Raw genomic sequence first — 25,445 nt, forward strand, 5'->3', positions numbered from 1 at the left:
AACGCCCCCGACCTTGCGGTCGGGGGCGTTTTTTTATGTTCGTCGTTTGGGGGCATTGTTGCCTCATCCCCCCCGTTCTCTCCCATTGGGAGAGGGCCAGGGTGAGGGGCTGTGCGGCTTAAAAATCCATCAATTTAACGCTGCTGTTCTTGCGCTCAACCGCTTTGGGGATATAGGCGCAGTAGCCTGGGCGCGGCCCGATGCGCGGGTGGTTGCGGCAGGTGTCGGGGCGCTTGTCATAGATGGTGCACATGCGCGATTTGCGGTCCAGGTACAGGCAGTCGTTGTTGCTCATGCGCTGCAACGTGAAGATGCCCGACTTCTGGTTGAAACGTTCCACAATCCCTTCTTTTTGCAGACGCTTGGCGATGTTCTTCGGCGGGTCGCCCAGTTCGAATTCATCCACCAGCCCGATGCGGATCAAGTCTTTGACCTTGACCTCGACCGGCAGGGTGCAGCAGCTGGAAATGCAGGAGCCGCACATGGGCGCGGTGTATTTGGCCCACGTATCGAGACGGTCGATTTCCGCGGCGGCGATCAGGTTGGACTTCATCAGGCTTATATTCCAGCGTGTAACAGGGCGCGCGATCATACCGGGGTTGAACAAGAATTGAACAACCATTTGCCGGTTTTTTGCTCAATCCCCGGCAGTGCCGCTTGTCGCCCCAATCCGGTGCGCCATTTCCTCGCCCGTTTTAGCCGCAGGCGCGCGCAAAAATCTCGAACACAACCCGCCACCTTCTGTCAGAGCGTCTAGGCTGACACCATTCGTTCTTAAAATCGCTTCATCTCGCTTGAGGTTGCATCGATGTCCCAGGAACCGCTTGTTTGTGATGCACAAGTGGCGGCCTTCCGCGCCGCCGTACTGGCCAAACTGACCTACGCGGTGGGCAAGGACCCGGAACACGCGTTCGACCATGACTGGTTCGAGGCCATTGCGCTGGCCGCCCGCGACCATATGGTCGAGCACTGGATGGACAACACGCGGCAGATTTACCGCAAAGGCCAAAAGCGGGTGTATTACCTGTCGCTGGAATTTTTGATCGGCCGTTTGCTGTACGACAGCCTCAGCAACCTGGGCTTGCTGGATATCGCTCGCCAAGCGCTGACCGAGCTGGGGGTCGACCTGGAGCAGATCCGCCTGCTCGAACCCGATGCCGCGCTGGGCAATGGCGGGCTGGGCCGTCTGGCGGCGTGTTTCATGGAAAGCATGGCCACCCTGGGCGTCGCAGCCCACGGCTACGGTATTCGCTATGAGCACGGGTTGTTCCGCCAGAGCATCGTCGACGGCTGGCAACAGGAGCAGACCGAAAACTGGCTGGACTTCGGCAACCCATGGGAGTTTGAGCGGCCGGAGGTGGTGTACCTCATTGGCTTCGGCGGGGCGGTCGAAACCAAAATCGACGAACAGGGGCATCCGCGGCAGGTCTGGTGGCCGGGCGAAACCGTGCGTGCGATTGCTTACGACACCCCGGTCGTGGGCTGGCGCGGTGCCAGCGTCAACACGTTGCGCTTATGGCGGTCCAGGGCCGTGCATGAGATGCACCTCGAACGCTTCAATGCCGGTGACCACTTGGGCGCGGTCGCGGAAGTGGTGCGTGCTGAAAGCATTTCGCGGGTGCTGTACCCGGCGGACAGCAATGAAGCCGGGCAGGAACTGCGCCTGCGTCAGGAATACTTCTTCGTGGCGGCGTCGTTGAGGGACTTGATCCGGCGCCATCTCGATCAGGGCTTCGCCTTGCTTGACCTCGGCGACCACGTGGCCATTCAGCTCAATGACACCCATCCGTCCATCGCTGTCGCGGAGCTGATGCGCCTGCTGGTCGATGAGCACGAGGTGGAGTGGGGCGCCGCCTGGAAGGTCACGGTCCAAACCCTGGCCTACACCAACCACACCTTGCTCCCCGAAGCGCTTGAAACCTGGCCGGTGGGGCTGATGGAGCGCTTGCTGCCCCGGCATATGCAGATCATTTACCTGATTAACGGGCTGCACATCGATTCGCTGCGCGAACAGGGCGTGCATGACTTTGACGTGCTGCGCGCCGTGTCCTTGATCGAGGAAGACAACGGCCGCCGCGTGCGCATGGGCAATCTGGCGTTTTTGGGGTGCCACAGCGTCAACGGCGTGTCAGGGCTGCACACGCAATTGATGCGCAGCACCGTGTTCTCGCACATGCACAAGCTGTACCCGGACCGTATCAACAACAAAACCAACGGCGTGACCTTCCGACGCTGGCTTTACCAGTCCAACCCGCCGCTGACGGCGCTGTTGGTCGATGCGCTGGGCCCGCAGTTTCAGGACGATCCCGAGCACAACCTGATTCAACTGGAACCGTTCGCCGGGCGCGCGGACTTCCGCAAGCAGTTCGCTGAACAGCGCCTGCAAAGCAAATGCACCCTGGCGGCGTTGATTTATGAGCGCCTGGGCATCGTGGTCAACCCCGAAGCCATGTTCGATGTGCAGGTCAAACGCATCCACGAGTACAAACGCCAGTTGCTGAACCTGCTGCACACCGTGGCGCTGTATCAGGCCATACGCGCCGAGCCGGGCAACCGCTGGGTGCCGCGGGTGAAGATCTTTGCCGGCAAAGCGGCGGCCAGTTATCAACAGGCCAAACTCATCATCAAGCTGACCAACGACATTGCGCGCACCATCAACCACGACCCCACTGTGCGCGGTCTGCTCAAAGTGGTGTTCCTGCCCAACTACAACGTCAGCCTGGCGGAGAACATCATCCCGGCGGCCGATTTGTCCGAGCAAATCTCCACTGCCGGGTATGAGGCGTCCGGCACCAGCAACATGAAATTCGGGCTCAACGGGGCGTTGACCATTGGCACGCTGGACGGCGCCAACGTCGAAATGTGCGAGCGGGTGGGCGCAGAAAACATGTTTATCTTCGGTCTGACCGCGCAACAGGTCGAAGCGCGCAAGCGCAATGGCGAGTTCAACGCAGGGCCGGAGATCGCCGCGTCCCACCGACTCAACGACGTCTTGCAGGCGATTCGCGGCGGGGTGTTCTCCCACGATGACCCGGCGCGTTACACCGGTCTGATTGACGCGTTGACTGAGTACGACCGCTTTCACGTCTGCGCCGACTTCGACGCGTATTGGGATGCGCAAATGCGCGTCGAACATCTGTGGCACGACACGGACGCGTGGTGGCGCGCGGCGGTGCTCAATACGGCACGTATGGGGTGGTTCTCCTCCGACCGCACCATTCGTGAATACGCGACCGAGATCTGGAAGGCGCTGTAACCGCCTTATAGCGGCTGTCCAACCCCCGAGGCTGCGAGCGCACGCAGCCTCGTCACGGGGCGGTGGCCACGGGTTTTGGCTGTTTTTGGCCGTCAACTGAACCCGCTCGGCCGGATCTGAGTCTGATTAGAAGATTTGCACGGCAACACGCGTTAAACTGCGCGGGTTTTTTGCCCCCTCCCCCTAGTTCGGAGCCTTACATGTCCCGCGTTACCCTGAGTCGCTATTTGATCGAGCAGACCCGCAGCAACAACACGCCTGCTGATTTGCGTTTCCTCATCGAAGTGGTGGCGCGTGCTTGCAAAGAGATCAGCCACGCCGTGTCCAAAGGCGCCCTGGGTGGTGTTCTGGGCAGCATGGGCACCGAAAACGTGCAAGGCGAAGTCCAGAAGAAGCTCGACGTGATTTCCAACGAAATCCTGCTCGAAGCCAACGAATGGGGCGGTCACCTGGCCGGTATGGCATCCGAAGAAATGGACAACGCCTACCAGATCCCGGGCAAATACCCGAAAGGCGCCTACTTGTTGGTATTCGACCCGCTGGACGGTTCGTCCAACATCGACATCAACGCGCCCGTCGGTACGATTTTCTCCGTGCTGCGTTGCCCTGAAGGCCACCTGGCCGAGAACGGCGACCTGGGCGAAAAAGCATTCCTGCAACCGGGCTCCACCCAAGTGGCGGCCGGTTATGCGATCTACGGCCCGCAAACCATGCTGGTGCTGACCCTGGGTGACGGCGTGAAAGGGTTCACCCTGGACCGCGAAATGGGCAGCTTCGTGCTCACCCACGAAGACATCAGCATTCCTGAGTCCACTCAGGAGTTCGCCATCAACATGTCCAACCAGCGCCACTGGGAAGCCCCGGTACAGCGCTACGTCGACGAGCTGCTGGCGGGCGAAGAAGGGCCGTTGAACAAGAACTACAACATGCGTTGGGTGGCGGCGATGGTGGCTGACGTGCACCGCATCCTGACCCGTGGTGGCGTGTTCATGTACCCGCGTGACAGCCGTGAGCCGTCCAAGCCAGGCAAGCTGCGCTTGATGTACGAAGCCAACCCGATGTCGTTCCTGGTGGAGCAGGCAGGCGGCGCGTCCACTGACGGCCACCAGCGCATCCTCGACATCCAGCCTGAAGGCCTGCACCAGCGTGTTGCGGTATTCCTGGGCTCCAAAGAAGAAGTCGCGCGCATCACCGCTTACCACAAAGCCTAAGCGCGCACTCGCCGCCGCAGGCTGCGAAGGGGGGCCAACGCCCCCCGTTCTTCTGACGTTTAGCCATTCCCCGGCGGCGACACCCCCTCATTGCCTCCCCTCAACGTGTCCTGCCTGCAACTAAACCCGTGCCCTGCGGGAACCACCCTGCGCTTTTCTCTTCTAAGCTCTCACCGAGGCAGCAATGCCAACCTTCCCATTCAGGAGCTTTTCCATGAAGTTGCGTTCTTTGGCGTTGTTGTCGTTCTGTGTATTACTGGCGGCCTGCAGCAAGGTCAATCAGGAAAACTACTCCAAGCTGTCGGCCGGCATGCCCAAGGCCGAGGTGGAGAAACTGCTGGGCAGCCCGACCGACTGCTCGGGCGCACTCGGTATGTCGAGCTGCACCTGGGGCGATAAAAACAGCTTTATCAGCGTGCAATATGCAGGCGACAAAGTGCTGATGTTCTCGGGTCAGGGCTTGAAATAAGACTGAACAGGAGCGTTAACCATGAAGCGACTTTTAGCGTGTCTGGGCACTGCATTGGTATTGGCCGGGTGTTCCAGCTCCGGCAGCGATGCACTGGCCCCCAAAACCGTCGATAACGTCGATCTCAAGCGCTACCAGGGCACCTGGTATGAACAGGCGCGATTGCCGATGTTCTTCCAGCGCAATTGCGCCCAGTCCCAGGCGCAATACACCCTCAAGCCCGACGGTAACGTGGCCGTGCTCAACCGCTGCCTGACCGAGGACGGTGAGTGGCAGGAAGCCAAAGGCACCGCCACCCCGCAAGTCCCGGGCAAGACCGACAAATTGTGGGTTGAGTTTGATAACTGGGTCTCGACACTGTTGCCGGGTGTGACCAAAGGCGATTACTGGGTGCTGTATCTGGGGGACAACTACAGCACGGCGCTGGTAGGCAACCCGGACCGTCGCTACCTGTGGTTGCTGTCGCGCAAACCGACCATCGACCAGCAAACCCGTGACGAGTTGCTGAGCAAGGCTCAACAGCAAGGCTACGACACCACACGTCTGATCTGGCGCACGCCCGACGCGGACATGCCCAAGACCACGAAATAAAGGGCCGAAGGCCCTCAGCGAGCGCTGAGGGCCTTTTGCTTCACGCTCAGGCGCGCAGCAAGGTCTTCCAGGCGCGGTTCTGATACACCGCGATCGCCTGATGCTTGCGGGCATCGAGCAATGCTTCGTTGTGTTCAACATCGTCGGTGAGCGGCTGATTCGCCAGCTCTTGCAGCTTGTTCATCTCGCCAAACAAGCGATCCACTTCCGCAATCTCCAGCACGCCACGGGCCAAACGCAGCCACGCTTGAATGCGCTCGATGCGCGGCAGTTGCTCTGCCAAGTCTTCCGGTTGCTGCTGGTAACGGTTCAGACGCAGCGCGATGGCTTCATCCGACAGCAAACGCGGCAGCCAGCTGCTCAGTTGTGCAGCGCCCTGACGATTGCCACGGGTGGTGCCGCGATCCACGGTCCAGCTGCGGTCCATCAACCAGCGCGAGGTGTTCAGCGAGAACTGGCCCCAGCGTGGGTCTTCCAGCTCTTCAAGGAACTGCTCGGGCGCGGCTTTGCGCACGTCTTCGTCGTCCTGACCGATCTGCACCAGCGGGCGCCAGTCTTCCAGGAGTGCGTCGAGCGAGGCGCGCAAGGTGCTGGTGGATTGGCGTGGCGCGGCCTGACCCAGGCTGCTGACCAGCGCGCGCAGGTCAATCAGTTGCTGCACCCAGTCTTGCAACAGGCGCCAGTGGCCATTGAAACGGTATTGCTCGGCCAACCGCTGGCTGCTGGCCAGCAAATGCCACGCCAGCGCGGCAAACGCGTCATCGAGCGGGGTTTCCGGCGTCAGCTCAGGGGCTGGCAGGCTCACCGAATAACTATTGGCGTCGAACAGGCGATAACCGCGCTCAGCCTTGCTGATGTCGCACGGCATCAAGGCCAGTTTTTCAGCCAGCTCGGCGGCCAGTTCCAGCAAGGCAGCCGGTTCGCCTTCGCGCAGTTCAAGCTCCAGCTCGCAGATTTCTTCTTTCTGCTTGCCGGCAATCACGTGCCCCACGTCCAGCGCGGCTTCGATCACCACTTTGGCTTTGCCACGGCCCCACGAGATCTCGGCGCGTTCGCGCACGAAATCGGTGGTGAAAATGGGCTTGAGGGTTTTTTTGTCCAGTTCGGCCAACGCCTCGGGCCAGCACTCGCCGTCGAGTTTTTTGACGTCCAGTTTGGCTTTGGGCAGGTGCCAGTCGTATTCATTGCGCACAGACAGGCCAGCAACGCTTTCGCCACGGGTCTTGAGGGTCTGGATCACGTCTTCGCCATCACGGCGCAAGCGCAGGGCAACCTTGGCCTTGGCCAGGTCGCGCTCCGGGGTGTCGAAATATTGATTGAGCAACTCACGGCTTTCCCAGCCACTTTTGTTGCGCTTTTTCAGCAAAGGGTGCTCGCGCAAGGCGGCGAGGGTTTCGCGGCTGACGCGGAGTTTGATTTCGGTTTCTTTCTGCATGGCCGGAAAATCCAGGAACGGTGCGCAGCCGGGGAAAGGTGTGGCTGCCAAGGCCGTGCAGTGTACAGGACTCGCCGCCCCGGCGCCCCGCATGGGTTTATTCTGCCGCTCAGATGGCCCTATGATGGGCCTCGCCCCGCCAACAGGAAGTCAGCGCATGCCTTTACCCACGCTCAAAGAGCAATTCGCTGCCTTGATCAGCGCACCGTCCGTCAGTTGCACCCAACCGCATCTGGATCAAACCAATCGCCCGGTTATCGACCTGCTGGCCACGTGGCTGGGTGATCTGGGCTTCGCCTGCGAGATCCAGCCTGTCAGCCCCGGCAAATTCAACCTGCTCGCCAGTTATGGCAGCGGCCCCGGCGGACTGGTACTGGCAGGCCACAGCGACACGGTGCCGTACGACGAAGCGCTGTGGCAGACCGATCCGCTCAAACTGACAGAAGTGGATAACCGCTGGGTCGGATTGGGCAGCTGTGACATGAAAGGCTTTTTCGCCTTAATCATCGAAGCCGTCCGGCCTCTGCTGGATCAGCCGTTCCGGCAACCCTTGCTGATTCTGGCCACTTGCGACGAAGAAACTTCCATGGCGGGCGCCCGTGCGCTTGCTGAAGCCGGGCGCCCGCTGGGCCGTGCGGCGGTGATCGGTGAGCCGACGGGGCTCAAGCCGATCCGCCTGCACAAGGGCGTGATGATGGAGCGCATCGACATTCTGGGGCGCAGTGGCCATTCCTCGGACCCACGCCTGGGCCACAGCGCACTGGAGGCCATGCACGACGTCATCAGCGCGCTCAAGGACTTGCGCCAACAATGGCTGCACGAATACCGCAACCCGCAATTCAGCGTGCCGCAGCCGACCCTCAACTTTGGCTGCATCCATGGGGGCGATAACCCGAACCGCATCTGCGGCCAGTGTTCGCTGGAATTCGACCTGCGCCCCTTGCCGGGCATGGACCCCCATGCGCTGCGTGCCATCATCCGCAGCAAGCTCCAGCCACTGGCTGAGCACCATCAGGTGCAGATTGACTTCGCCCCGCTCGCGGCAGGCGTTGCCCCCTTTGAGCAGGCGGCCGACAGCGAACTGGTGCGCGTGGCCGAGCGCCTGACCGGGCATCGTGCCGAAGCAGTAGCGTTTGGCACCGAAGCGCCTTATCTTCAGCGCCTTGGCTGTGAGACGCTGGTGCTCGGCCCCGGTGACATCAGCTGCGCACATCAGCCGGGCGAACACCTCGAAATGTCACGTTTGCAGCCGACCGTGCGTCTACTCAGTCAGTTGATCGAACACTATTGCCTGACCCCGGCGCCGTAAATCGCCGCAGGTCCAACCCGTCCACACAAGGAGAGCACGCGTGTCGCCAAGTCAGTTTCGACGATAACTACCAGCCCGTTGTGCGTTTGCTGTTTGTGCCCTTTTTAGGCGACTCACTTTTTTACAGGCTCCGGTTATGCCCGATTACGTTAACTGGCTACGTCACGCGTCCCCTTACATCAATGCCCACCGCGATTGCACCTTCGTCGTCATGCTCCCCGGCGATGGCGTGGCGCACCCCAATTTCGGCAACATCGTTCACGACCTGGTGCTGCTGCACAGTTTGGGCGTTCGGCTGGTGCTGGTGCATGGCTCGCGTCCGCAAATCGAAAGCCGCCTGCAAGCTCGCGGGCTGACGCCGCATTACCACGAAGGCATGCGCATCACCGATGCCCCGACGCTGGAATGCGTGATCGACGCCGTGGGCCAGCTGCGCATTGCGATTGAAGCGCGGCTGTCGATGGACATGGCGTCCTCACCGATGCAGGGTTCGCGCTTGCGCGTGGCGAGCGGCAATCTGGTGACGGCGCGCCCGATTGGCGTGCTCGATGGCGTGGACTACCACCACACCGGCGAAGTGCGGCGGGTGGACCGCAAGGGCATTAACCGCTTGCTCGACGAGCGCTCCATCGTGCTGTTGTCGCCGCTGGGGTATTCGCCGACTGGCGAAATCTTCAACCTGGCCTGCGAAGACGTCGCCACCCGTGCCGCCATCGATCTGGAGGCCGACAAATTGCTGCTGTTTGGCGCCGAGCCGGGCTTGCTCGATGAAGACGGGCGTCTGGTGCGCGAGCTGCGGCCGCAACAAGTGCCCGCCCACATGAAGCGCCTGGGCAGCGATTATCAGGCTGAACTGCTGGAAGCGGCCGCCGAGGCCTGCCGGGGCGGCGTGGCCCGCAGCCATATCGTCAGCTACGCCGAAGACGGCGCGTTGCTGACCGAGCTGTTCACCCGTAACGGCGGCGGCACGCTGGTGGCGCAGGAGCAGTTCGAAAAAATCCGCGAAGCCGCGATTGAAGACGTCGGCGGTTTGCTGGACCTCATCAGCCCGCTGGAAGAGCAGGGCATTCTGGTGCGTCGTTCCCGCGAAGTGCTGGAGCGCGAAATCGAGCAATTCAGCGTGGTCGAGCGCGAAGGCATGATCATCGCCTGCGCGGCGTTGTACCCGATTGCCGATTCCGAGGCGGGCGAACTGGCCTGCCTGGCCGTGAACCCGGAATACCGCCATGGCCGCCGCGGCGACGAACTGCTCGAACGCATCGAAAACCGTGCGCGGGCGCTGGGGCTCAAAACCCTGTTCGTCTTAACCACCCGCACTGCTCACTGGTTCCGCGAGCGCGGCTTCGAGCCCAGCAGTGTGGAACGCCTGCCGGTAGCCCGCGCCTCGTTGTACAACTTTCAACGCAATTCGAAAATCTTCGAAAAAGCCCTGTAACGCCTGCACGGCCGACTGAAGCCGCCGTTCAACGCACACCTGCGTCGAGCGGCGGCTTCGGTGCGTCGTTAAAACGCCTGCAAACACACATCATCAATAACGGCCTTGCCCATGTCGCACAAGTCGTGCGACGCCCAGGGATGGCGTTCCCCGTCTTTCTCCAGGGCGGCATCCAGGGCCAGCTTTTTGGCGCAAAACAACAACGCCGAGACGTGCTCCAGCGCCTGACGCAAAGGTATACCGGGGTTAACGCAAAACAGAGGTTGGTCATTTTCGCCGCACGGGCCGAAGGTTACGACGCCGAGGGTGTTGATCGGGGAAGGGGTGGTCATTGAGTGTGCTCCTAATATGTTTAAGAGCTGTCAGGTTCGTGTCCAGGCGAAGGTGACAGCTGTACGCAGGCTGGAAACCGGGACAATTAGGCAAACCCGGCAGGTCCGAAGACCTCCCGCGCACAGCCGTCATAAGATGAAGACTGACGCACAAAAAACGCCAACTCCCCGAAGGGTACATGGCGCTAAGGCGCGTAATTGTTACTCGGGTTTCCAGGCCCGGCCACTGTTTATTTCAGCGGCGGTGTACGGTACGCCTGCACTCAACTCCCCGAAGCCATCCGTTGCCGCAGTTCGTGTAGGAGGCGGCACCTTTGCGTGCGCGCCCCCTGACACGGCGAGACCTGAACGTCTTCGGGGGTTGGCTGGCGGGCTGCCCGCCCGCCATCACTCAGTTACTGATCGCCAAAATGCTCGCCTGATACGACGCCACAAACAGGTCGAAATCACCTTCTTCGGTGTCTTCAATGTCTAGTTGGTCGTTGATCGATTTGCGGGCTTTTTCTTCGAAAGCCGCCTGATCTTCAGGGCTGAGTGGCTGGCTGCGGAAGTATTCGGCGTGGGCCATGCTTTGGCGCAGGGAGAATTGGGCGAAGCTTTCTTTGTGATCGGCCATGCTGGCCAGCACTTTGGCCGACGGGGTCAGGGACACGTCCCTGATTTTCGCCAGTTGCTCGTCCACCGCCTTGCTGTGGGCATCGCCGCCGTGGCTTTGGTCCAGCAGCGCGGCCAACGGTGCGATCTGTTCCAGCAGTTCGGCTGCCCATGCCTTCATGTCGACCGGCTGACCGTCACGCTGCAATTGCAGGCCCGGACGGCGACCTTCCTTGACGACGCTGAGGAAGTTGGAGGTGCAGCTGCCGCATTCCGAACTGTCGAACTGCGGGCTTTCCTGCAGCGCGCAGTACAGCAGGAAAGCATCCAGAAAGCGGGCTTCGGGCAGGTCAATGCCCACCGGCAGGAACGGGTTGATGTCCAGCAAACGCACTTCAACGTATTGCACGCCACGGGACATGAGCGCCTGAATCGGGCGCTCGCCGCTGTAGGTCACGCGCTTGGGGCGAATGTTGGAGTAGTACTCGTTTTCGATTTGCAGGATGTTGGTGTTCAGTTGCACCCACTCGCCGTCCTGGTGCGTGCCGATTTCGACATACGGCGCGTAGGGCGTTGCCACGGCTTTGCGCAGGCTGTCGGTGTAACTGTTGAGGTCGTTGTAGCACGGCGTCAGGCCCGCCTGGGCGTTGCTCTGGTAGCCGAGGTCGCTCATGCGCAGGCTGGTGGCATACGGCAGGTAGAGCGTGTCGGGGTCCAGTTGTTCGAGCTGGTGAGCCCGGCCACGCAGAAAACCCGCGTCCAGTGCAGGCGAAGCACCAAACAGGTACATCAGCAGCCAGCTGTAACGGCGAAAGTTACGGATCAGCGCGATGTAGGCGCTCGACTGGTAATCGCGGTCGGTGCCCACAAAGCCGTCTGCCGCTTTGAGCACAGGCCAAAGGGCCTCAGGCAACGAGAAGTTGTAGTGAATGCCGGCAATGCACTGCATGGTTTTGCCGTAACGCAGGGCCAGGCCCTTGCGATAAACGTACTTGAGCTGTCCGATATTGGACGTGCCGTAGTAGGCAATTGGAATGTCCGCTTCGGCCGGCAACGGGCACGGCATCGAAGGGCTCCACAGGTACTCGTTGCCGAGCTTGCTGTAGGCAAAACGGTGGATCTTGTCGAGGCTGGCCAGCGTCTCTGCCGGGTCGGGCAGGGCCGGGGTGATGAACTCCAGCAGCGACTCGGAATAGTCGGTGGTGATTTGATCGTTGGTCAGGGCCGACCCCAGTGCTTCGGGGTGCGGCGTCTGGGCCAGGCGGGCCTCGCCGGTGACGCGCAAGCATTCGCGCTCGATCCCGTGCAGGCACTGCTCCAGCAGAGTGAGGTTAGCGCGCTCGCTGAGCAGAGCCAGGCGGCGGTTGAGAAGTTGGCTCAAGTTGGATTCCTTCACGCGTCAGTCGCCCCAATATGGGGGTGGTCAGGACGGTCTACAAGGGTGAAGTTGAAGCCGGCGTGGTCGCCTGACTTTTAAAAGGAGTGCTCAGCCCCGTCCCTGTATCGGCCCCGGGCGCTCCGGGCGCATTTCGGCACCGCGTATGCAGTGCCGAAATTAACCTAAATCGACGGGTAACCGCTACAGGACAGCGAAGGTGCCTTGCGCTTTTGCGACCAGCTTGTCGCCCTGCCAGACGTCAGCTTCGACGACCAGCGTGCGGCGACCGGGGTGGATGACCCTGGCGATGCACAGCACATCGCCTTCGGACACTGCCCGGATGTAGTTGATCTTGCATTCCAGCGTGACGCTTTGCTGATCGAAGCCATGGGTGCTGGAACAGGCCAGCCCCATGCTGATGTCGACCAGGCTGAACAACACCCCGCCATGCAGTTTGCCGCCACGGTTGCGCAGGTGCGGCTCCAGGCTCAGGGCGACATGGGCCGCGCCTTCATCCAGTTGCACCACGCGACAGCCGATCAGCTCACTGAACGCGCTTTGGGTCAGCCCGGCGGGGATTTCCATCAGCGCTTCTTCAACTGCTTGGCATTGGCGAACAGCGAGGCCATGGCGTTGTTGGCAGGGGCCGCGGCCACGGTTTCTTTGCGCGGCGCGGTATTTTGCTGGCGCCCCGAAGCGCCGGGACGTGCGCCGCGGGCCCCGTCGATTTTCTCGCCGGGGGTGTCGCTCATGCGCATCGACAGGCCCACACGTTTGCGGGGGATGTCGACTTCCATCACCTTGACCTTGACCACGTCACCGGCTTTGACGGCTTCACGCGGGTCTTTGATGAATTTCTCGGACAGCGCCGAAATGTGCACCAGACCGTCCTGATGGACACCGATATCGACGAATGCACCAAAGTTGGTCACGTTGGTGACGACGCCTTCCAGAATCATCCCCAGCTGCAAGTCTTTGAGGTCTTCGACGCCTTCCTGGAACTCGGCGGTCTTGAACTCCGGACGCGGATCGCGGCCGGGTTTTTCCAGCTCTTGCAGGATGTCGGTGACGGTGGGCAGGCCGAACGTTTCATCGGTGAACTGCTTAGGGTCCAGACGCTTGAGGAAACTGGCATCGCCAATCAGCGAGCGGATGTCGCGCTCGGTGTCGGAGGCGATGCGCTTGACCAGCGGGTAGGCTTCGGGGTGAACCGCCGAGCCGTCCAGCGGGTTGTCGCCGTTCATGACGCGCAAGAAACCGGCGGCCTGTTCGAAGGTTTTTTCACCCAGACGGCTGACTTTTTTCAGCGCGGCGCGGGTTTTGAACGCACCGTTTTCATCGCGATGGTTCACGATGTTTTGCGCCAGTGTGGCGTTGAGGCCGGAGATCCGGGCCAGCAGCGCCACCGAGGCGGTGTTTACGTCCACCCCCACGGCGTTTACGCAGTCTTCCACCACCGCGTCCAGGCCCCGTGCCAGCTTGAGCTGCGACACGTCGTGCTGGTATTGGCCGACACCGATGGATTTGGGGTCGATTTTGACCAGTTCGGCGAGCGGGTCTTGCAGGCGGCGGGCAATCGAGACCGCGCCACGGATCGACACGTCCAGGTCGGGGAATTCCTTGGCAGCCAGTTCCGACGCCGAGTACACCGAGGCCCCGGCTTCGGACACCATGACTTTGGTGACTTTCAGTGCCGGGTATTTTTTGATCAGGTCGATGACCAGCTTGTCGCTCTCGCGGCTCGCCGTGCCGTTGCCGATAGCGATCAATTCGACCGAATGTTTGGCGCACAGGGCCGCCATGATCGAGATGGTTTGGTCCCACTTGTTGTGCGGTACGTGCGGGTACACGGTGGCGTGTTCGAGCAGTTTGCCGGTGGCATCGACCACGGCAATTTTGCAACCGGTGCGCAGGCCCGGGTCCAGGCCGAGTGTCGCGCGCGGGCCCGCTGGCGCGGCCAGCAGCAAGTCATGCAGGTTGTGCGCAAACACGTTGATGGCTTCGGTTTCTGCGGCGTCGCGCAGCTCACCCAGCAGATCGGTTTCAAGGTGGGTGTACAGCTTGACCTTCCACGTCCAGCGCACCACTTCGCCCAGCCATTTGTCGGCCGCACGGTTCTGGTTTTGCAGGCCGAAACGCTCGGCAATCATCAGTTCGCCGGGGTGCATCGTGCCGGGCAATTCTTCGCCCACTTTGAGCGACGAGCTGAGAATGCCTTCATTGCGCCCGCGGAAAATCGCCAGCGCCCGGTGCGACGGCATGCTTTTGAGCGGCTCGTCGTGTTCGAAGTAATCGCGGAATTTGGCGCCTTCCTCTTCTTTGCCGGCGATGACGCGAGCGCTGAGGGTGGCTTCCTGCTTGAGAAAACTGCGCAGTTTGTCCAGCAGGGTGGCGTCTTCGGCGAAACGCTCCATGAGGATGTATTTGGCGCCGTCGAGGGCTGCCTTGACGTCGGCCACGCCTTTTTCGGCGTCGACGAAACGGGCGGCTTCAGTTTCGGGGTTCAGGTTCGGATCATTGAACAGGCCGTCAGCCAGTTCGCCGAGGCCGGCTTCAAGGGCGATCTGGCCCTTGGTGCGGCGCTTTTGCTTGTAGGGCAGGTACAAGTCTTCAAGGCGGGTTTTGGTGTCGGCCAGTTTGATGTCGCGCGCCAGTTCTGGCGTCAACTTGCCTTGCTCTTCGATGCTGGCGAGGATGCTGATGCGCCGTTCGTCGAGTTCTCGCAGGTAGCGCAGGCGTTCTTCCAGATGACGAAGTTGGGTGTCATCCAGGCTGCCGGTCACTTCCTTACGGTAACGGGAGATGAAGGGTACGGTGGAGCCTTCATCCAGAAGTGCGACGGCCGCTTCGACCTGCTGCGGGCGCACGCCAAGTTCTTCGGCGATGCGGCTGTTGATGCTGTCCATAAAACCACCTGACAAATTGTGATGCAGGCTCGCAGGCCCGAGCTTGAAGGCTTGCGAGGCGGGTTGAGCGGCTTGAAAAAAAACCGCTACCGGGGCCAAAAGGGCAGCCTGTTGACCCGTGAAGTCTGCAAAATACGGCACGTGCTGAAAAAAATAATCGCGCCGCACGTATTGAAAATCCGAGGTTGCCTGACACAAAAGGCGGCGCATTATAACCAGCGTTCCTGTCTTCAGGGCACTGCGTGCAGCGCGCGCCATGATCTGTGTACTGGCTGTGAAGGAAAAATCTGCTAACAATGCACACGATGCGTATAACAGCAGCTACGCCATAATGCGCGCCGAGATCACAGGAGCATCTAATGAGCAGCACTGCACACACTGCTGAAGGCGAAAAAATTCTTATCGTGGACGACGACCCGGGCCTGAGCAGCCTGTTGGAACGTTTTTTCACCAGCAAGGGCTATCGCGCGCGCGCGGTCCCCAACGTCGAGCAAATGGACCGCTTGCTGGCCCGCGAGGTGTTTAACCTTGTGGTATTGGACTTGATGCTGCCGGGCGAAGACGGTCTGTCCGCCTGCCGCCGTTTGCGCGCTGCGAACAATGGCGTGCCGATCATCATGCTCACTGCCAAAGGCGATGAGCTGAGCCGGATCAAGGGCCTTGAACTGGGGGCCGACGACTATCTGGCCAAACCCTTCAACCCCGATGAGCTGATGGCGCGAGTCAAAGCCGTGTTGCGCCGCCAGTCCGCGCCCGTACCGGGTGCGCCGGGCAGCGAAGACGAAAGCGTCACGTTCGGTGATTACGAGTTGTCACTGGCCACCCGCGAACTCAAACGCGGTGATGAAGTTCACATGCTGACTACTGGTGAGTTTGCGGTGCTTAAAGCGCTGGTCATGCATGCCCGCGAGCCGTTGACGCGTGACAAGCTGATGAATCTGGCCCGTGGCCGTGAATGGGATGCGCTGGAGCGTTCGATCGACGTTCAGATCTCCCGCCTGCGCCGCATGATTGAGCCGGATCCGTCCAAACCGCGTTACATCCAGACAGTCTGGGGCGTGGGTTATGTATTTGTGCCGGACGGCAACGCCACCAAGTGATGGATCATTTGTAGGAGCGGGCCACGCAGGGTGTTCAACACCTGAGTGGCCCGCAATTTCATTTCTGCGGGTATCCCTACGCGCTCCTGCAAACTGCAAAAGCATCAATCTATGAAAACCCCTCTCTGGTTCCCCCAAAGTTTCTTCTCGCGCACCCTCTGGCTGGTATTGATCGTCGTTCTGTTCTCCAAGGCACTGACGTTGGTGTACTTGCTGATGAATGAAGATGTCCTGGTTGATCGTCAGTATAGCCACGGCGTTGCGCTTACGCTGCGTGCCTACTGGGCGGCCGATGAGGAAAACCGCGAAAAAATTGCCGATGCCGCCGGGTTGATCCGGGTGGTGGGTGGCGGCGTGCCCGAGGGTGAGCAACATTGGCCTTACAGCGGTGCTTACCAACGTCAGATGCAGGCCGAGCTGGGCGCTGATACCGAGGTTCGCTTGCGCGTGCATTCGCCACCCGCCTTGTGGGTTCGGGCGCCGAGTCTGGGGGATGGCTGGCTGAAAGTGCCGCTGTACCCGCACCCGCTGCGCGGGCAAAAAATATGGAGCGTGCTGGGCTGGTTCTTGGCCATTGGCTTGCTCTCAACGGCGTCGGCGTGGATTTTCGTCAGTCAACTTAACCAGCCGCTCAAGCGCCTGGTGTATGCCGCGCGTCAACTGGGTCAGGGCCGCAGCGTGCGGTTGCCGATCAGTGATACGCCGAGTGAGATGACGGAGGTTTACAGCGCGTTCAACCAAATGGCCGAAGACGTGGAGCAAGCGGGTCGCGAGCGAGAGTTGATGCTGGCGGGGGTTTCCCACGATTTGCGTACGCCGTTGACGCGTCTGCGTTTGTCGCTGGAATTGATGGGCAACCACAACGACCTGACGGACGACATGGTGCGCGATATCGAAGACATGGACGCGATCCTCGATCAGTTCCTGGCCTTTATTCGCGATGGCCGCGACGAGTTGGTCGAAGAGGTGGACTTGTGCGAGCTGGTGCGTGAGGTCGTGGCACCTTACAACCAGAACGAAGAGCGGGTGCGTTTGCGCCTGCAACCGATTCAGCCGTTTCCGCTGCGCCGGGTATCGATGAAGCGCTTGCTCAACAACCTGATCGGCAACGCGTTGCATCATGCGGGTGAGGATGTGGAAGTGGCCGCCTATGTGTCAGGCGATGTGAGCGCGCCGTATGTGGTGCTCAGCGTGATGGACCGTGGTGCAGGCATCGACCCTTCCGAGCTTGAAGACATCTTCAACCCGTTCATTCGCGGCGATCGTGCCCGCGGCGGAAAGGGGACCGGGCTCGGGTTGGCCATCGTCAAGCGCATCGCGTCGATGCATGGCGGCAATGTCGAGTTACGCAACCGTTCCGGCGGTGGGCTTGAAGCGCGGGTCAGGTTGCCATTGGGGCTGATGTTGCCCCGTGGCGCGGTGTAATGACCTGAGCTAACCACACGCGAGGTTGCCGATGGAGGCAGCCTCGCGTTTTTTTTGGTCGTGGCGGCGGGCGTCAGCCTTTGCCTTTGGTTCTTGTCAGGTTCGGCCCGCTGTTTTTCTCCAGATGTTCAATGATGATTCCGGCCACGTTTTTACCCGTGGTGGTTTCGATCCCTTCCAGACCCGGTGAGGAGTTGACCTCCAGCACCAACGGGCCGTGATTGGAGCGCAGGATGTCCACGCCTGCCACGCTCAACCCCATCACCTTGGCGGCCCGAATGGCGGTCATGCGTTCTTCCGGGGTGATCTTGATCAGGCTGGCGCTGCCGCCACGGTGCAGGTTGGAACGGAACTCACCCGGCTTGGCCTGGCGTTTCATCGCCGCAATCACCTTGTCACCCACCACGAAGCAGCGAATATCGGCGCCGCCGGCTTCCTTGATGTATTCCTGCACCATGATGTTTTGCTTGAGGCCCATGAAGGCTTCGATCACGGATTCTGCCGCCGTCGCGGTTTCGCACAGCACAACGCCGATGCCCTGAGTGCCTTCCAGCACCTTGATCACCAACGGTGCGCCATTGACCATTTCGATCAGGTCGGGGATGTCATCCGGCGAGTGCGCAAAGCCCGTCACCGGCAACCCCAGCCCACGCCGCGACAGCAATTGCAGGGAGCGCAGTTTGTCCCGCGAACGTGCGATGGCCACCGATTCGTTCAGCGGGAAAACCCCCATCATTTCGAACTGGCGCAACACCGCACAGCCGTAAAACGTGACCGAGGCACCAATGCGCGGAATCACGGCATCGAAGCCTTCCAGCGGCTTGCCCCGGTAGTGGATCTGCGGCTTGTGGCTGGCGATGTTCATATAGGCACGCAGGGTATCGATCACTACCATTTCGTGGCCTCGTTCCGTCCCGGCTTCGACCAGGCGACGAGTGGAATACAGACGCGGGTTACGCGACAGCACAGCGATCTTCATGCAGCACCTGTGGCAGAAAGGGTAGAGACCGGGAAAACCGGCTTGTCTTGAACGTATTTGAGCCCCGGATTGACCACCAGTTGGCCATCGATCAGGGCTTTTGAACCGAGCAGTAAACGGTAACGCATGGACTGGCGGCAGGCGAGGGTGAACTCCACCGACCAGACCCGATCACCCAGTGCGAGGCGGGTGCGGATCACATAGCGAACCTGCGCATGACCGTTAGAACTTTTAATGGTTTTTATCGCCACCAGGGGGGCTTCGCAACGGCGATGACGCAGTTGCACCAGGGTGCCCAAATGAGCGTTGAAACGCACCCACTCGGCACCATCGCGCACAAAAGGCTCGATTTCAGTGGCGTGCAAGCTGGACGTACTGGCGCCGGTGTCGATTTTGGCGCGCAAGCCTGCGACGCCCAAATCGGGGAGCGCCACCCACTCGCGCAGACCGACAACGGTCAGATGATCAAATGTCTTCAATATGAGTAACCGCGATTAACGTATCCAGGCCGCAGGTCGAACCTCGGCCAACGCTTGAAATGCCGGTCTGGCGAACCAGTAACCCTGCATCAGAAATATTCCACAATCGGCCAGGAAATCCCGTTCGCCAGCGCTTTCGATGCCTTCGGCTATGACTGTAACGTTCAATTCAGAACACATCATGACAACGCCGCGCACGATAGCCTGACGCGCACGATCCTGATCGACATCGCGGATGAGTGCCATGTCGAGCTTGATCAGGTCAGGTTGAAAATCCGCCAATAAATTGAGCCCCGAATAACCTGCTCCGAAGTCATCGATGGCTGTCTTGAAACCGAATTCGCGGTATTCACGCAGAATATGGGTCAAATGGCGATAGTTATCTATGTGTTCGCTTTCCAGCGTTTCGAAAATCAGCTTGTCGAGCGGGAAATCGTGGGCTTTGGCGGCTTCCAGGGTGCTGCGAATGCACAGTTCCGGCCGATACACCGCGTTGGGCATGAAGTTGATGGACAGGTGTTGCTGCATGCCCAGCGCGGCCGCGCCCTTGATTGCACGCGTGCGACACTCCTGGTCGAAGCGGTAACGATTGGTGTCATTTACCTGCCGTAAAACATCCAGTGCGCCTTCACCGGCAGGCCCTCTGACCAGTGCTTCGTGGGCAAACACCGATTGATCGCGCAAGTCCACGATCGGTTGGTACGCAAATTGGAAATCGAACCCCAGCGGCGTGGCTTGTCGACAAGCGTCGCAACGGCTTTTGGCGCCCGTCAGGGAATCGGGAAAAAACGTCATGGGACATAACCTCGCCAAAGGCGCTGAGAGGAACGGCATTCTAGCCGGATGCCAGATTCATCTATTCATTAGAAACGGTAGTACAGTTCTGACTCTGTCAAAGAAGAGGAATTCCAATGGCTCAGAAGCAAGAAGAAGATGAAAAGGTCCGTTTGGACAAATGGTTGTGGGCGGCGCGGTTTTTCAAAACCCGGGCGCTGGCCAAGGCCGCTATTGAAAGTGGCAAAGTGCATTGTCGCGGTGAGCGTTGCAAACCGAGTAAAGAGCCTCGACTGGGCGATGAGCTGCAAATACGCGTGGGCCTGGAAGAGCGCACGGTCGAAGTCAAAGCGCTGTCAGTCGTGCGTCGTGGCGCGCCCGAGGCGCAATTGTTGTACGCCGAAACTGAGCACAGTATTGCCAAGCGTGAACACGCTGCCGCCATGCGCAAATCCGGAGCAATGGGCATCACGACGGACGGTAAACCGACCAAAAAACAACGGCGCCAACTGCATCAGTTTCAGGATGCCAGTGGCGCCGAGTAGAGCGGAGGTTTAAACGGTGTATGACGCGCGTTGCTTAACCGCGTACCACGCTCATGCGTGACACCAGCGGCAGACGCTGCAACAGCGAAAAAATCGGTGCCGTCACGCGCATCAGCGCACCTGAAACCTTGGCCGCGAACGGGGTGTAATAGCCCCAGCCCAACGCCAGGAATGCCAGCAACAAGCCGCCGATGTAGTCGTCCTGGCCCCAATGGGCGCCAGCTACCAGTCGCGGCATCATGAACAGCAGCGTCAGGCCCCAGATCACCACCTTCTGGCCAATGGTGCGGCTGAACACGCTCATGAACATGCCCCAGATCAGCAGCACCGACGCGTGATCGCCCGGAAAGCTCTGGCTTGAGCGGTCTTTCAGTTCCCAGGTTTTTTCAAGGCCCGGAAAGAAGTCGCTCAGGTGAATGGCATCTTCAAACACCATCGACGGGCTATTGTGCTGCCAACCCATCGCGGCCGTGAGTTTGGAAAACAGCGCGCGGATCACCACCAACAGCAACAGGATCGCCAGAAAACCAAACAGCGCGCGACGCACCTGAGTGGCCTCAAATACCCAGTTACCTTTGATCAGCAAGGCCAGCATGATGACCCCGACTACCACATCGAAAGGTCGAAGGCTTGCAACTGCCCATATGTGGAGCCATATAGGGTTATCAGCCAATGGACGATTGAGCAGATGGAACAGCCAGTCGTCGAAAGTCAGGCAGAGAATTTGGCCGAATGGCCATAACCAGAAACACAAAAGCCCCAGAGCGAGTAAATTACACCCCGCTAGGGCTCTGAGGTTCCACCTTGTTTGGAACAGAGTGGGATTGTTCATGACATGCCCCCTTGGCTGGGTCTTTGCACTCGATAGGTGCTAAAAACGCGCCTTTATAAAGACTCATAAACATTTTGTCACCAATTTAGAACCCTATTCCTATGTCCGATTTACGCAAAACCGACTTTACGCAGCGCTTCATTTTCGATAACAGCGATACCCGCGGCGAGCTGGTGTCGCTGGATCACAGCTACGCTGAGGTACTGGCCAAGCACGCTTACCCTGAGCCGGTTCAACAGTTGCTGGGCGAGCTGATGGCCGCCGCGGCGTTGCTGGTCAGCACCCTGAAATTCGACGGCCTGATGAGCCTGCAAGCCCGTTCCGAAGGCGCGGTTCCGCTGCTGATGATTGAAATCACCAGCGAACATGAAATTCGCGGCCTGGCCCGATTTGACGCGGACCAGATCACCCCCGCCGCGACCCTGAGCGACCTGATGCCCAACGGCGTCCTGGCCCTGACCATCGACCCGACTGTCGGTAAGCGCTACCAGGGCATCGTGGACCTGGACGGCAATGATCTGTCGGCCTGTTTCACCAATTACTTCGTAATGTCGCACCAGGTGCCTACGCGTTTCTGGCTCGCGGCGGATGGCAAACGCGCGCGCGGCATGCTCTTGCAGCAACTGCCGGCCGAAGTGATCAAAGACGAAGAAGAACGTGCCGAGAGCTGGAACCGCCTGAATGCGTTGGGCGATACCCTCAAGGTCGAAGAACTGCTGGGGCTGGATAACGAAACAATTCTGCATCGCTTGTTCCACGAGGATGTAGTGCGTCTTTTTGATAAGGATGGCATCGAATTCAAATGCAGCTGCTCGCGCGAACGCTCCGGCAATGCGTTGTCCAGCCTGGGCCATGACGATGCGCTTACGCTGGTCAAAGAGCACGGCGGCCATATTGAAATCGACTGCCAATTTTGCAACGAGCGCTACTTGTTCGATGCCGCCGATGTCGATCAATTGTTCGCGGGCGCAGGTGTAGAGACGCCTTCAGGCACTCACCACTAAAACGTTTCAGCGCAGGTAAAACCCCTGTCAAAGCCCGGTATAACGCGGTTCTGACAGGTGGGCCCTACTTTTTTTGGGCGTTTCTGGCATAATCCGGCCCACTTTTTTCGCGGTAGTAGTGCAAAATTTTCTACTACAAAACGTTTGGCGCAATCGGCCAATGGCCGACGGGGAACCTCATGACGCAAGCTAATAACGCCGTGTACACCGATCTGAGCATCGACGATCTGGTCAAAGAAGCCCTGAACCGTGGTGAAGGTGAGCTTGCCGACAATGGCGCACTGGTTGTTAAAACGGGCCACCGTACCGGCCGTTCGCCAGCTGACCGCTTTATCGTTGAAGAGCCTACGACTCAGGACGCCATTGCCTGGGGCGCGATCAACCGCAAGTTCCCGGCCGACAAGTTCGACGCACTGTGGGACCGTGTTGCGGCCTACCTCGGTGAGCGCGAGCGCTTCGTTTCCCACGTTCATGTAGGTTCTGACCCGGCGCACTACCTGCCCGTGAAAATGACCACCGAAACCGCTTGGCACAACCTGTTTGGCCGTTGCCTGTTCATCAACCCTGAACAGTACAACCCGGCTGGCAAAGATGAGTGGCAAGTGATCAACGCACCGAACTTCGAGTGCGTGCCTGAGCGTGATGGCACCCATTCCGACGGTTGCGTAATCATCAACTTCGCGGCCAAAAAAGTCCTGATCGCAGGCATGCGTTACGCCGGCGAAATGAAAAAAGCCCTGTTCTCCGTTCAAAACTTCCTGTTGCCAGCCGTTGACGTCCTGCCGATGCACTGCGCCGCCAACATGGGTGAAGACGGCGACGTGACCCTGTTCTTCGGCCTGTCCGGCACCGGTAAGACCACGTTGTCGGCTGATGAAAGCCGTTACCTGATCGGTGACGACGAACACGGCTGGGGCGTGGGCGTGGTGTTCAACATCGAAGGCGGTTGCTATGCCAAGTGCATCGACCTGTCGGAGAAGAATGAGCCGGTCATCTGGAAGGCCATCCAGCACGGCGCCGTTCTGGAAAACGTGGTACTGGATGCCAACAAAAAGCCTGACTACTCGGATGACAGCCTGACGCAGAACAGCCGCGCCGCTTACCCGCGTGAACTGATCGAAAAACGCGCTCCGAAGAACCTGGGCGGCGAGCCTAACGCCGTGATCTTCCTGACCTGCGACCTGACTGGCGTATTGCCGCCGGTGTCGATCCTCAGCGAAGAACAAGCGGCTTACCACTTCCTGTCTGGCTACACCGCACTGGTGGGCTCGACTGAAATGGGTTCGGGCAGCGGCATCAAGTCGACCTTCTCGACGTGCTTCGGCGCGCCATTCTTCCCACGTCCTGCCGGTGAATACGCTGAGCTGCTGATCAAGCGCATCCGCGGTTTCGGCTCCAAGGTTTACCTGGTCAACACCGGCTGGACCGGCGGTGGTTACGGCGTGGGCAAGCGTTTCAACATTCCGACCACCCGTGCCGTGATCGCTGCGATCCAGAGCGGCGCGCTGATCGGTGCTGAAACCGAACACCTGGACATCATCAACCTGGACGTGCCAAAAACCGTACCGGGCGTCGACACGGCTCTGCTCAACCCGCGCAACACCTGGGCTGACCCAGCTGCGTACGACGAAGCCGCCAAGGCATTGGCTGGCCTGTTCACCGAAAACTTCAAGAAGTTTGACGTGAGCGATGCAATCAAGGCGGCTGGCCCGAAGGCATAACCCTTCGCACCGAACGCTGATTCACGAAAAGCCGCCTGAGAGGGCGGCTTTTTTATACCTGCGAATCAGCCTTCAAGGCTGTCGGTGTCCCAGTGTTGCGCCACGATGGCTGCGTAAAGCATGCCAATCGTCAAGGGCACTTTGCTTTCCCGGCCCTTGGCGCTGCGCTTGAGGTGAGGGTCATGGCCTGCGGGCTGAAAGTAGCGATAGGCGTCGTAATCATCCAGCGTCAACCCGAAGCGCTCTTCCAGCGCCTCCATCAGCTGTTGGGCGTCACGGCCATTGCAGCCCAGGTCCAGATTGATCGCCGTCTTCAAACTGACGGTTTTGTGCTCCGGCAGACCGATTTCTTCGTGTAGCAATTGCATCAGCTCACGCAAGACGGGCGTGTCGGGGAGGTCGGTGGCGAGTTTCATGTGGTGTGTCCGTAAACCCAAGGTTGATGAAGTACAACGCCGTTACCCAGTTGTATCGGCTTGCAATCGAAAATGGCCGTGCTCGCCATAAGCGCAGTGTTCGGCTCACCGTCATTGCGGGCGAGCTTACCTTCAGCCTCGTCGGCCTGCATTCGATTTGCGCGTGCTCACATTGGCTGCCGTTTAACCGCTCAAGCTTCAGAACGGAATGCAAACCTCGGTTTTGTGTCTTTGGTTGAACTTAAGGATATTCCTACAACCGATTGCTACTTCCTGCCATACAGTGATTAGCCAACTCGGGGGAGGGTAAAAATGGCTCATCATGGTTACATGTCAATCATTGGAAAAAACAAGGGCTCATCTCTTCCGGCTGCTCCAGCCAAGATTCAATCGGTAACAAATGCCAAGTGGGTCACTTTGATGAAATCATGGTGTTAGCGTATTCCCATGACAGGGTGGCAGGTAGTGATGGGAGCGTCACTGGCGGACGCGGGCAACACAAGCCAGTTGTCATTACCAAGAACATCGACAAATCTTCGCCATTGATTGCCGGCGCATTGCATGATGGGGAAGAAATCGAATGCTCCATTGATTTTTACCGTACGTCTTCGGTAGGCAGTCAGGAAAAGTATTTTACGGTTCGTTTGTCCGGCGCTCGGATTGCCTCTATGAACGCCCATGTCCCTCACAGCATCAATATGGCAGACGGTCAGCCACAAGAAATTATTGCTGTCCGTTATCGCGATATGACGTGGACACACGTACAAGCCGGTGCCCGTTCATACAGTACCTAGGAAGTCCAACTATGAGCGACCCACAATATGACATTCATGATGTGACTAAATCGGCAACAGATCTGATGTTTTTCGGCTGTACTTCAAGCGGTACGTATCTGCCTGACAGTGTCTTGCAAATCAAATTCAGCGCAGTGATTGCCAATTATGTGAATGCTGTTATCCGGGACGTAAGTGAGGGCGTTATCAGTGCTTGGGAAGGTGTTCAAGAGTTGAAGGATGGGTACAGCAATAGCGGCTCTACGGTGACCGGGCTTATGCGCTTGAGGGGGCTGGTCGAGGCAAGAAGTTGCGAAAGGTTGCGAGCGGTGAATTCGTCAGCACAGCAGGGCAGGGCGTATTCCCGGCTGAAGGTCTGCCTTGATCGATCAACACCGAACAGTTGAACTCGACCCTGTATCATTCCCTTTCAATTTCCCCTGACCTTTTCTCGATCCGTTGCGCAGCGGGCGTTAGCCTG

24 protein-coding genes are annotated in these 25,445 nt (G+C 59.5%); 13 read left to right on the plus strand and 11 right to left on the minus strand.

The genetic code is table 11. The features are described from left to right. Positions 1-118: 118 nt before the first annotated feature. Complete coding sequence (locus V6F78_RS10500; protein ID WP_047281788.1) at positions 119-556, minus strand: YkgJ family cysteine cluster protein; 438 nt, start codon at positions 554-556, stop codon at positions 119-121. Between the two features lie 252 nt (positions 557-808). Between V6F78_RS10500 and V6F78_RS10505 the strand changes: the two genes are divergently transcribed. From V6F78_RS10505 to V6F78_RS10520, 4 genes are all read left to right on the plus strand, one after another. Continuing rightward, positions 809-3,256, plus strand: coding sequence for a glycogen/starch/alpha-glucan phosphorylase (locus tag V6F78_RS10505; RefSeq protein ID WP_047291196.1), 2,448 nt, complete (start codon positions 809-811; stop codon positions 3,254-3,256). Between the two features lie 200 nt (positions 3,257-3,456). Further along, positions 3,457-4,467, plus strand: coding sequence for a class 1 fructose-bisphosphatase (locus V6F78_RS10510; RefSeq protein WP_047272918.1), 1,011 nt, complete (start codon positions 3,457-3,459; stop codon positions 4,465-4,467). A 214-nt stretch (positions 4,468-4,681) separates the two neighbouring features. Next, on the plus strand, positions 4,682-4,936 hold the full coding sequence (locus tag V6F78_RS10515; RefSeq protein ID WP_047272919.1) for a lipoprotein: 255 nt from the start codon (positions 4,682-4,684) through the stop codon (positions 4,934-4,936). Between the two features lie 21 nt (positions 4,937-4,957). Beyond that, positions 4,958-5,527 carry a lipocalin family protein gene (locus tag V6F78_RS10520; RefSeq protein ID WP_047272920.1) on the plus strand — a complete coding sequence of 190 codons (570 nt, stop codon included), beginning with the start codon at positions 4,958-4,960 and terminating at the stop codon, positions 5,525-5,527. Between the two features lie 46 nt (positions 5,528-5,573). Here V6F78_RS10520 and V6F78_RS10525 read toward each other — a convergent pair whose 3' ends face one another. Continuing rightward, complete coding sequence (locus tag V6F78_RS10525) at positions 5,574-6,962, minus strand: CYTH domain-containing protein (protein ID WP_047272921.1); 1,389 nt, start codon at positions 6,960-6,962, stop codon at positions 5,574-5,576. A gap of 157 nt (positions 6,963-7,119) precedes the next feature. Between V6F78_RS10525 and argE the strand changes: the two genes are divergently transcribed. Together argE and argA are read left to right on the plus strand one after the other, a co-directional pair. Continuing rightward, on the plus strand, positions 7,120-8,271 hold the full coding sequence (argE, locus tag V6F78_RS10530) for an acetylornithine deacetylase (protein WP_094991169.1): 1,152 nt from the start codon (positions 7,120-7,122) through the stop codon (positions 8,269-8,271). Positions 8,272-8,407: 136 nt separating this feature from the next. After that, complete coding sequence (gene argA / locus V6F78_RS10535) at positions 8,408-9,706, plus strand: amino-acid N-acetyltransferase (RefSeq protein WP_047291200.1); 1,299 nt, start codon at positions 8,408-8,410, stop codon at positions 9,704-9,706. A 68-nt stretch (positions 9,707-9,774) separates the two neighbouring features. On the opposite strand, the gene V6F78_RS10540 is transcribed toward argA, so the two are convergent. The 4 genes from V6F78_RS10540 to V6F78_RS10555 all read right to left on the minus strand — a co-directional run bounded on the left by V6F78_RS10540 (position 9,775) and on the right by V6F78_RS10555 (position 14,916). Further along, complete coding sequence (locus V6F78_RS10540) at positions 9,775-10,038, minus strand: DUF3077 domain-containing protein (RefSeq protein WP_332727148.1); 264 nt, start codon at positions 10,036-10,038, stop codon at positions 9,775-9,777. Positions 10,039-10,429: 391 nt separating this feature from the next. Continuing rightward, the gene (gshA, locus tag V6F78_RS10545; RefSeq protein WP_169839177.1) at positions 10,430-12,013 is read right to left on the minus strand and encodes a glutamate--cysteine ligase; all 1,584 of its coding nucleotides are present in this window, start codon (positions 12,011-12,013) and stop codon (positions 10,430-10,432) included. Positions 12,014-12,211: 198 nt separating this feature from the next. Beyond that, positions 12,212-12,595, minus strand: coding sequence for a PaaI family thioesterase (locus V6F78_RS10550; protein ID WP_047281748.1), 384 nt, complete (start codon positions 12,593-12,595; stop codon positions 12,212-12,214). Beyond that, positions 12,595-14,916, minus strand: coding sequence for a Tex family protein (locus tag V6F78_RS10555; RefSeq protein ID WP_048376997.1), 2,322 nt, complete (start codon positions 14,914-14,916; stop codon positions 12,595-12,597). Before V6F78_RS10555 ends, V6F78_RS10550 begins: the two co-directional genes overlap by 1 nt. A 359-nt stretch (positions 14,917-15,275) precedes the next feature. Here V6F78_RS10555 and ompR point away from each other — a divergent pair, with 359 nt between their 5' ends. Together ompR and V6F78_RS10565 are read left to right on the plus strand one after the other, a co-directional pair. After that, on the plus strand, positions 15,276-16,016 hold the full coding sequence (gene ompR, locus V6F78_RS10560; RefSeq protein WP_203305778.1) for an osmolarity response regulator transcription factor OmpR: 741 nt from the start codon (positions 15,276-15,278) through the stop codon (positions 16,014-16,016). A 111-nt stretch (positions 16,017-16,127) separates the two neighbouring features. Further along, complete coding sequence (locus tag V6F78_RS10565) at positions 16,128-17,441, plus strand: ATP-binding protein (protein WP_047272928.1); 1,314 nt, start codon at positions 16,128-16,130, stop codon at positions 17,439-17,441. Between the two features lie 73 nt (positions 17,442-17,514). Here the strand turns inward: V6F78_RS10565 and rimK are convergent, their stop codons facing one another. Genes rimK through rimA form a run of 3 tightly spaced genes read right to left on the minus strand, consistent with a single transcriptional unit; the run spans position 17,515 to position 19,694 of the window. Further along, positions 17,515-18,420 carry a 30S ribosomal protein S6--L-glutamate ligase gene (gene rimK, locus V6F78_RS10570; protein ID WP_047272929.1) on the minus strand — a complete coding sequence of 302 codons (906 nt, stop codon included), beginning with the start codon at positions 18,418-18,420 and terminating at the stop codon, positions 17,515-17,517. Next, positions 18,417-18,899, minus strand: coding sequence for a retropepsin-like aspartic endopeptidase RimB (gene rimB, locus V6F78_RS10575; RefSeq protein WP_047291210.1), 483 nt, complete (start codon positions 18,897-18,899; stop codon positions 18,417-18,419). Before rimB ends, rimK begins: the two co-directional genes overlap by 4 nt. 15 nt (positions 18,900-18,914) lie before the next feature. Then, the gene (rimA, locus tag V6F78_RS10580; RefSeq protein WP_047272931.1) at positions 18,915-19,694 is read right to left on the minus strand and encodes a S6 modification regulatory phosphodiesterase RimA; all 780 of its coding nucleotides are present in this window, start codon (positions 19,692-19,694) and stop codon (positions 18,915-18,917) included. Between the two features lie 116 nt (positions 19,695-19,810). On the opposite strand from rimA, the gene V6F78_RS10585 reads away from it, so the two are divergent. Beyond that, complete coding sequence (locus V6F78_RS10585) at positions 19,811-20,218, plus strand: RNA-binding S4 domain-containing protein (protein WP_047291211.1); 408 nt, start codon at positions 19,811-19,813, stop codon at positions 20,216-20,218. 34 nt (positions 20,219-20,252) lie between these two features. On the opposite strand, the gene V6F78_RS10590 is transcribed toward V6F78_RS10585, so the two are convergent. Continuing rightward, positions 20,253-21,050, minus strand: coding sequence for a phosphatase PAP2 family protein (locus V6F78_RS10590; protein ID WP_047291213.1), 798 nt, complete (start codon positions 21,048-21,050; stop codon positions 20,253-20,255). A 101-nt stretch (positions 21,051-21,151) separates the two neighbouring features. Here V6F78_RS10590 and hslO point away from each other — a divergent pair, with 101 nt between their 5' ends. After that, on the plus strand, positions 21,152-22,054 hold the full coding sequence (gene hslO, locus V6F78_RS10595) for an Hsp33 family molecular chaperone HslO (RefSeq protein ID WP_047291215.1): 903 nt from the start codon (positions 21,152-21,154) through the stop codon (positions 22,052-22,054). A gap of 179 nt (positions 22,055-22,233) precedes the next feature. Continuing rightward, positions 22,234-23,775 carry a phosphoenolpyruvate carboxykinase gene (locus V6F78_RS10600; protein WP_047291216.1) on the plus strand — a complete coding sequence of 514 codons (1,542 nt, stop codon included), beginning with the start codon at positions 22,234-22,236 and terminating at the stop codon, positions 23,773-23,775. Between the two features lie 65 nt (positions 23,776-23,840). Here the strand turns inward: V6F78_RS10600 and V6F78_RS10605 are convergent, their stop codons facing one another. Next, on the minus strand, positions 23,841-24,191 hold the full coding sequence (locus V6F78_RS10605; protein ID WP_047291218.1) for a DUF1493 family protein: 351 nt from the start codon (positions 24,189-24,191) through the stop codon (positions 23,841-23,843). A gap of 389 nt (positions 24,192-24,580) precedes the next feature. Here V6F78_RS10605 and tssD point away from each other — a divergent pair, with 389 nt between their 5' ends. Beyond that, entirely contained in the window at positions 24,581-24,985 is a 405-nt protein-coding gene (tssD, locus tag V6F78_RS10610; protein WP_332727359.1) for a type VI secretion system tube protein TssD, read from the plus strand. 11 nt (positions 24,986-24,996) lie between these two features. Next, positions 24,997-25,371: a hypothetical protein gene (locus V6F78_RS10615; protein ID WP_094991171.1), complete on the plus strand. Its 375-nt coding sequence runs from the start codon at positions 24,997-24,999 to the stop codon at positions 25,369-25,371. Positions 25,372-25,445: the final 74 nt, after the last annotated feature.

The sequence above is a fragment of the Pseudomonas sp. ESBL9 genome, assembly GCF_036668715.1.
GTDB lineage: Bacteria > Pseudomonadota > Gammaproteobacteria > Pseudomonadales > Pseudomonadaceae > Aquipseudomonas > Aquipseudomonas lundensis.

Excerpts from the sequence above, each read along its gene's own strand:
- V6F78_RS10505 (WP_047291196.1), top strand. The coding sequence starts at position 809 with ATGTCCCAGGAACCGCTTGTTTGTGATGCACAAGTGGCGGCCTTCCGC.
- V6F78_RS10510 (WP_047272918.1), top strand. The coding sequence starts at position 3,457 with ATGTCCCGCGTTACCCTGAGTCGCTATTTGATCGAGCAGACCCGCAGC.
- V6F78_RS10515 (WP_047272919.1), top strand. The coding sequence starts at position 4,682 with ATGAAGTTGCGTTCTTTGGCGTTGTTGTCGTTCTGTGTATTACTGGCG.
- V6F78_RS10520 (WP_047272920.1), top strand. The coding sequence starts at position 4,958 with ATGAAGCGACTTTTAGCGTGTCTGGGCACTGCATTGGTATTGGCCGGG.
- V6F78_RS10525 (WP_047272921.1), bottom strand. The coding sequence starts at position 6,962 with ATGCAGAAAGAAACCGAAATCAAACTCCGCGTCAGCCGCGAAACCCTC.
- argE (WP_094991169.1), top strand. The coding sequence starts at position 7,120 with ATGCCTTTACCCACGCTCAAAGAGCAATTCGCTGCCTTGATCAGCGCA.
- argA (WP_047291200.1), top strand. The coding sequence starts at position 8,408 with ATGCCCGATTACGTTAACTGGCTACGTCACGCGTCCCCTTACATCAAT.
- V6F78_RS10540 (WP_332727148.1), bottom strand. The coding sequence starts at position 10,038 with ATGACCACCCCTTCCCCGATCAACACCCTCGGCGTCGTAACCTTCGGC.
- V6F78_RS10550 (WP_047281748.1), bottom strand. The coding sequence starts at position 12,595 with ATGGAAATCCCCGCCGGGCTGACCCAAAGCGCGTTCAGTGAGCTGATC.
- V6F78_RS10555 (WP_048376997.1), bottom strand. The coding sequence starts at position 14,916 with ATGGACAGCATCAACAGCCGCATCGCCGAAGAACTTGGCGTGCGCCCG.
- ompR (WP_203305778.1), top strand. The coding sequence starts at position 15,276 with ATGAGCAGCACTGCACACACTGCTGAAGGCGAAAAAATTCTTATCGTG.
- V6F78_RS10565 (WP_047272928.1), top strand. The coding sequence starts at position 16,128 with ATGAAAACCCCTCTCTGGTTCCCCCAAAGTTTCTTCTCGCGCACCCTC.
- rimK (WP_047272929.1), bottom strand. The coding sequence starts at position 18,420 with ATGAAGATCGCTGTGCTGTCGCGTAACCCGCGTCTGTATTCCACTCGT.
- rimA (WP_047272931.1), bottom strand. The coding sequence starts at position 19,694 with ATGACGTTTTTTCCCGATTCCCTGACGGGCGCCAAAAGCCGTTGCGAC.
- V6F78_RS10585 (WP_047291211.1), top strand. The coding sequence starts at position 19,811 with ATGGCTCAGAAGCAAGAAGAAGATGAAAAGGTCCGTTTGGACAAATGG.
- V6F78_RS10590 (WP_047291213.1), bottom strand. The coding sequence starts at position 21,050 with ATGAACAATCCCACTCTGTTCCAAACAAGGTGGAACCTCAGAGCCCTA.
- hslO (WP_047291215.1), top strand. The coding sequence starts at position 21,152 with ATGTCCGATTTACGCAAAACCGACTTTACGCAGCGCTTCATTTTCGAT.
- V6F78_RS10600 (WP_047291216.1), top strand. The coding sequence starts at position 22,234 with ATGACGCAAGCTAATAACGCCGTGTACACCGATCTGAGCATCGACGAT.
- V6F78_RS10605 (WP_047291218.1), bottom strand. The coding sequence starts at position 24,191 with ATGAAACTCGCCACCGACCTCCCCGACACGCCCGTCTTGCGTGAGCTG.
- V6F78_RS10615 (WP_094991171.1), top strand. The coding sequence starts at position 24,997 with ATGAGCGACCCACAATATGACATTCATGATGTGACTAAATCGGCAACA.